Genomic DNA, 6,506 nt, shown 5'->3' with positions numbered 1-6,506 from the left:
CCATTTATAGAAAGTTGAATTACCCATGCCATATTTACGACAGAGCTCCTTGACAGGAATACCGGCTTCAGCTTCTTTTAAAATAGATACAATCTGATGTTCAGTCATTTTTTTCATAATTAAATCCCCTTTACTTTTATCATAGAGAATTTTCTACTTTTTTGCTGTACTATTTTAGGGGATAGTTACATATTTTCAATCAGTTTTAGCGGAAATACCCAAACCTTACGTAAGGTCTGATTAACATCAAGTTGGTTAGTTTGATAAGGATCACCTGCTCTAACTAGATGACCTGAATAGGTATATTCTTTATATTTAAATACTTCAAAATAATGTACTCTAATGTCATTAGACTCTATTTCATTTAGCGTTTTATTCTGCATAAAGTCTAGACTTTGATCTCCTTTTTGCCCCATTCCTGTGTAATGCAAGATATCATTGTCCCAAACGTCAGAGTAAACTGATTCAACATGGTTAGTAATAAGCACTAAAGTTTTTGTTGTATTAGATTTACGCATCCCACCTTGACGACTACATTTAAATATTTCACATAGTTGTTGATTGTTTAAGACAGTTCCTGGAATTAGCTGTTCAATTTGTTTGATATTTTTATTCATTATTCTTATTTCCTAAACACTTCCTTGAAATGCCATTCGATAAACTGATCATGTAAATAATCTTCTTTTGTTCTTGGTAAGAGAATTTTTTTACCATCAAAATCCCAAAATAGCTTTTCTACCATTTGATTACCATTAGCACCGTTGGATATTTTGATTTTTAGGTCACTATTTAGACCTATTACGCCCATATCAAAAGCGGAGTGATGTAATGAACAAAGAGCTAAACCATTATTTACAATACAAGGCCCTCCATGTTGTTTCCATTTAACATGGGCAGCTTCAAGACCAATTGAAACTGAGTCATGCCTTAAATCGTAACCACAGATAGCACATTGATAGTTGTAAGCCCGTAACACCAACTGTCTAAACTTTGGATCTCGTTGACGGTAAAAATCAGTAAAATCAAATTCAAGTTGATTGATTAAATTTTCCTGAACACTTTCGGGAAAGTGCTGATTTAAAATCTTTTTAGCCAATTGATTAATAACAAGAGGATGTTTTGTTAGATATTGGTAGGTTGGTTCATCAAATCCACCATAAACTTGGCATGATGTAAGTTGCTTGCTGGTTGGCTCTTTACTCGGTTTATTGTTATTAATGCAATTTTCAATATTAGTCAATTGCCAAAAGCCATCTCTTTGTAAACGCCAAAAAGGCATATTTGGATAATGATGATTTCCCTGTGGCCCAAAGCGATTTAATAAATCAAAAAGCGGGGTTTCAATTTCCGTCCCATAATTAAATAAACGCTTGTGACCTTGTCTATATTGTGATAGTACATATAGAAGCAATAATGGTTTATGGGGTGCTCGTTGATCCCCTTTTTTCCAAATGGTGATATCGGTGATTTTTTGTATTAACTCTTGAATATTCACACTATCTGAATGTAATAAATAAATTTATATTGCAAATATTACATTATTTTTGTGAAATAGTTCACAAAATTTATGCATTAAGGTAAAACAATGGAAAACTAAAAAAGTAATTGTTATAAGATTTAAGTAAGCCTTATAGTAGTATTATCATCTAAATCATATTTGTAGCTGATATTACGTAAGTATTGAAAGCAAAGTTAATTAAATCTGCTACAGATTGAATATATTCATTAAGAGCAATAGTTTCCTATAATTACTTTTATAAACAATCTTTAAAGCCATTTTATGGATACACGCCATTATCGAACCAAATGTATCCGGGTTTGTATCCGATTTTCCACTTGATTTGGGGTAATTCCTGTTGAATTCGGTTGAGTAGTGAAACAAGGTGAAAGGCAGACATAAAAAAACCTGCTAGAAGCAGGTCTTAGAATTTGGTGATTGGTGCCCGGACGCGGAATCGAACCACGGACACGGGGATTTTCAATCCCCTGCTCTACCGACTGAGCTATCCGGGCAACAATGGATGCACATTAAACACGATTCGTGATTATCAGTCAATCCCTTTTGTAAGATATTTTGAAAAAAACATATCGTTTGGTTGAAAAATAGCTAATCATCTTCATATTAATAGCTAGTTTCTAATAATATGTCTCTATGCTTATAGGAATTGTTATATGCGATTTATTGGTTTTATTATTTTTTTTATTTATGTTTATTTTGAGGTTAGCTTTTTCATAACAGTTGCAAATACAATGGGGGTTTTCCTTGCTTTAATTTGTATTATTGCAACGTCTATTCTTGGTTTTTCATTAGTTAAATCTCAAGGCTTAAAGAATCTTAGTATTATGCAACAAAAGATAGCAAATAACCAAAGTTCTAAAAATGAAATCATTAAAAGTGTAGCCTTGCTTTTTGCTGGTTTTTTATTGCTTATCCCGGGTTTTTTGACGGATATCTTAGGTGCAATTTTATTAATACCCAATGTTCAAGAACATATTGTTAAATTTATTGTTAAAAAAATGCCTATTAAATCAATATTTGCATCATCACAAACACGTTACCAAAATGAGGATATTATTGAGGGAGAGTTTAAACGTAAGGATGATGAATAAATAATCAACTGGAATTTTTTTTAATTTTTTCCTCTTGAAGATTTTAAAATAGTCCCCATGTAAAGTGGACTATATTATAAAATCGTAATTTTATGATTTATTTTTAATAATTGTCTATTTAAAAATTAGTGCTAGGAGATAACTAATGAAAATTCGTCCATTGCATGATCGTGTGATCATTAAACGCAAAGAAGTAGAATCAAAATCAGCTGGTGGTATTGTTTTAACTGGTTCAGCAGCTGGTAAATCAACACGTGGTGAAGTTTTAGCTGTTGGTAATGGTCGCATTTTAGAAAATGGCCAAGTTCAGCCGTTAGATGTTAAAGTTGGTGATATCGTAATTTTTAATGAAGGATATGGCGTTAAAACAGAAAAAATCGATAATGAAGAAGTGCTTATCTTATCAGAAAGCGATATTCTAGCTATTGTTCAAGCATAACCAGCAAATAATTAAACTTATAGACAGAATTTAGGAGAAATACGAAGATGGCAGCTAAAGATGTAAAATTTGGTAATGATGCTCGCATCAAAATGCTTCAAGGCGTTAATGTATTAGCTGATGCAGTTAAAGTGACTTTAGGCCCAAAAGGACGTAATGTAGTATTAGATAAATCATTTGGTGCACCAACAATTACTAAAGACGGTGTTTCTGTTGCTCGCGAAATCGAATTAGAAGATAAATTCGAAAACATGGGCGCACAAATGGTGAAAGAAGTCGCTTCTAAAGCGAATGATGCAGCGGGTGATGGTACAACTACTGCAACCGTGCTTGCTCAAGCAATTGTTAATGAAGGTTTAAAAGCTGTTGCTGCGGGTATGAATCCAATGGATTTAAAACGTGGTATTGATAAAGCGGTTGTTGCTGCGGTTGAAGAACTTAAAAAATTATCTGCGCCATGTGCCGATTCTAGAGCTATTGCACAAGTTGGTACAATTTCTGCGAACTCGGATGAAACTGTTGGTACTTTAATTGCGCAAGCAATGGAAAAAGTAGGTAAAGAAGGTGTCATCACCGTTGAAGATGGTACAGGCTTACAAGATGAGCTTGATGTTGTTGAAGGTATGCAATTTGATCGTGGTTATTTATCTCCATACTTTATCAACAAACCAGAAACGGCAACTGTTGAATTAGAAAGCCCTTATATCTTATTAGTAGACAAAAAAATCTCTAACATTCGTGAATTATTACCAGTTTTAGAGGCTGTAGCTAAAGCAGGTAAATCTTTATTAATTATCGCAGAGGATGTTGAAGGTGAAGCATTAGCAACATTAGTTGTTAATACTATGCGTGGTATTGTTAAAGTTGCTGCGGTAAAAGCACCTGGTTTTGGTGATCGTCGTAAAGCAATGTTACAAGATATTGCTATCTTAACTGCTGGTACTGTTATTTCAGAAGAAATCGGTTTAGAACTTGAAAAAGCAACACTTGAAGATTTAGGTCAAGCCAAACGTGTTGTTATCAATAAAGACAATACTACAATTATTGATGGCGTTGGTGAAGAGTCTTTAATCTCTGCTCGTGTTGAGCAAATCCGTAAACAAATCGAAGAATCAACTTCTGATTATGATAAAGAAAAACTTCAAGAACGCGTTGCCAAACTTGCTGGTGGTGTTGCTGTCATTAAAGTGGGTGCTGCAACTGAAGTTGAAATGAAAGAGAAGAAAGCTCGCGTAGAAGATGCTTTACATGCAACTCGTGCAGCTGTTGAAGAAGGTGTTGTTGCTGGTGGTGGTGTTGCTCTTGTTCGTGCTGCGTCGGCAATTGCAGAACTTAAAGGCGCGAATGAAGATCAAAACGTTGGTATCAAAGTTGCACTTCGTGCAATGGAAGCACCATTACGCCAAATCGTGACTAACTGTGGTGAAGAAGCATCTGTTGTTATCAATGCAGTTAAAGGTGGTCAAGGTAACTACGGTTATAATGCTGCGACTGAAGAGTATGGCGACATGATTGCAATGGGTATTTTAGATCCAACTAAAGTAACTCGTAGCGCATTACAATATGCTGCATCTGTTGCTGGTCTTATGATTACTACTGAATGTATGGTGACAGATTTACCTAAAGATGATAAAGCTGATTTAGGTGCTGCTGGTGGTATGGGCGGCATGGGTGGTATGGGCGGAATGATGTAATTTTCGGCGATAATCCAACCGATACAAATCAACTTAAGCCATCCGCTGATGCAGATGGCTTTTTCATAATTTCCCCCTTCCGAGAACTATTAGTTAAAGCTAAATAAAAATATAAAATTTAATTGATAGATATAAAATATAAATTGATATAGAAATTCTACAAAATAAAAAAATGGTCATGTTAGCCAGTAAAGATTTGCAACTTAATCGTTAACAAATGATTACTCAATTTATAAAACCATCATGATAAAGGCACATTCAAAGCAGTTTATAATCAAGATACACATAGTTTTGATATGACATTTTGTAAAATTTAAAAAGGACAAATAGAAGTGCTTTTCATAAACTGTTACCTTTAGGTGGTAACGGTTTATGGAAAATTACCAAAATTGGTTCCAATGTTACCCGTTGCGTATCTCAATGTTAGAGTATATTGTTATGATAATTCCCCCTTTAAAAAATCAAGGGGTATTATGCTAGATGAAAGTCAGAAAAGGTTAATTGGATAGGTGTTGATAAAGTGTAATTATACCAATCAGAATAAGTACCAAGCCACCTAAAAATTCTGCTCGCTTTCCAATTAAACATCCTAATTTATTGCCTACCAATAGCCCAATGGTAACCATTAAACAGGTTGCTATCCCAATCATTGTTGCAGCAAAAAAGATATTGACGCTTGCTAATGCCAGTCCAATCCCAACAGCAAATGCATCAATACTGGTTGATATTGCTGTAAAAATTAATATTAAAGAAGATTTTTTTGATGAGTCTCCATTATCATCTTGGCAATCTTCATCAGAATTTTTAAAACTACTGTAAATCATGTTAATACCCAAAAATAACATGACAGCAAAAACAACCCAATGGTCCCATTGTTCGATATATTGCAGTGCAATATAACCAATTAACCAACCCAGTAATGGCGTAATAGCTTCGACAAAACCAAATAAAATACCGACTTTGAGTGCCCCTAAAAATCGGGTTGATTTAAGCGTAACTCCACGACATACAGCGACAGCAAAGGCATCGGTTGACATAGCCAGTGCTAACAACAAAATAGCCCAAAAACTCATGACATATACTCTTGCTTTACATTATATTAATTTAATTATTATTAAATAATAATTTGTTATGATTTATTTTTTGTTACTGAAAATAAATAATTTGCGACTTTAATATCGCCTTTACTTTGATATAGTTCAGCTGTTTGTTTGACGCTATCTCGACGGTTTGCATCATATTGAAAAAGTAGGTTAAACATTAAGTCAGCTGTTTTTTTATCTTTATTTTGGATAGCGCAATAGCCATATTGCTCATAAGCATCGGCTTTCCAACGGTGGCGATCTAAATCAAGGCTTTGCTGAAATTGCTGCTGTGCTTCTTGATAACGATCCCGACCACATAAAAAAGAACCATAATGCACATGATATAATCCATTACCTGGTTGCATTTGCGTAATACGTTTGTAAATTATTTCGGCTTCGTTGTATTCACCAACATGCTGATCAAACATTGCCATAGCTAACATAACTTGAGAATTATTTGGGGAATATTGTGCCGCTAATTTTAGATTATAATGTGCTGCTTTGATATTTTCTGCTGATTCATTTGCTTTAGCAAGATAACCTAATCCAAGTCGCATTCTAGCTAAAGCTGCCTTTTCTGGATCAAACTCATTGCTGTTTTTCATTTGACAGCCCGATAGTATCACCATCAAAAAACAGCTAGATATAATTAACGATTTTTGCATCTATTCTTCCTTT

General features: G+C 34.2%; 8 protein-coding genes and 1 tRNA gene. 3 read left to right on the top strand and 6 right to left on the bottom strand.

The features are described 5' to 3' along the window. The 4 genes from ACYIAM_RS08930 to ACYIAM_RS08915 form a co-directional block, all read right to left on the bottom strand. The coding region (locus ACYIAM_RS08930) for a transposase (protein ID WP_483747552.1) at window positions 1-117 on the bottom strand (117 nt) is incomplete at its 3' end. Between the two features lie 68 nt (window positions 118-185). Then, window positions 186-617 carry an SRA domain-containing endonuclease gene (locus ACYIAM_RS08925; RefSeq protein WP_483748005.1) on the bottom strand — a complete coding sequence of 144 codons (432 nt, stop codon included), beginning with the start codon at window positions 615-617 and terminating at the stop codon, window positions 186-188. Between the two features lie 5 nt (window positions 618-622). Then, entirely contained in the window at window positions 623-1,495 is an 873-nt protein-coding gene (locus ACYIAM_RS08920; protein ID WP_483748004.1) for a phosphorothioated DNA-binding restriction endonuclease, read from the bottom strand. 442 nt (window positions 1,496-1,937) lie between these two features. Further along, a tRNA-Phe gene (locus ACYIAM_RS08915) sits at window positions 1,938-2,013 on the bottom strand. A 159-nt stretch (window positions 2,014-2,172) separates the two neighbouring features. Between ACYIAM_RS08915 and ACYIAM_RS08910 the strand changes: the two genes are divergently transcribed. The 3 genes from ACYIAM_RS08910 (at window position 2,173) to groL (ending at window position 4,743) form a co-directional block, all read left to right on the top strand. Next, complete coding sequence (locus tag ACYIAM_RS08910; protein WP_483748003.1) at window positions 2,173-2,610, top strand: FxsA family protein; 438 nt, start codon at window positions 2,173-2,175, stop codon at window positions 2,608-2,610. Window positions 2,611-2,755: 145 nt separating this feature from the next. Further along, entirely contained in the window at window positions 2,756-3,049 is a 294-nt protein-coding gene (locus ACYIAM_RS08905) for a co-chaperone GroES (RefSeq protein ID WP_034915350.1), read from the top strand. Window positions 3,050-3,096: 47 nt separating this feature from the next. After that, window positions 3,097-4,743 (top strand): chaperonin GroEL, encoded by a 1,647-nt coding sequence (groL, locus tag ACYIAM_RS08900; protein WP_483748002.1) that lies wholly within the window; start codon window positions 3,097-3,099, stop codon window positions 4,741-4,743. A 497-nt stretch (window positions 4,744-5,240) separates the two neighbouring features. Here the strand turns inward: groL and ACYIAM_RS08895 are convergent, their stop codons facing one another. Continuing rightward, window positions 5,241-5,816: a manganese efflux pump MntP gene (locus tag ACYIAM_RS08895; RefSeq protein ID WP_174796469.1), complete on the bottom strand. Its 576-nt coding sequence runs from the start codon at window positions 5,814-5,816 to the stop codon at window positions 5,241-5,243. Between the two features lie 56 nt (window positions 5,817-5,872). Next, window positions 5,873-6,493 carry a tetratricopeptide repeat protein gene (locus ACYIAM_RS08890; protein WP_483748001.1) on the bottom strand — a complete coding sequence of 207 codons (621 nt, stop codon included), beginning with the start codon at window positions 6,491-6,493 and terminating at the stop codon, window positions 5,873-5,875. Between the last annotated feature and the right edge of the window lie 13 nt (window positions 6,494-6,506).

Source organism: Gilliamella sp. X-60, from assembly GCF_057063585.1.
Note: the sequence above shows the minus strand (reverse complement) of the source record. Positions and strands in the feature narration are given on the sequence as shown.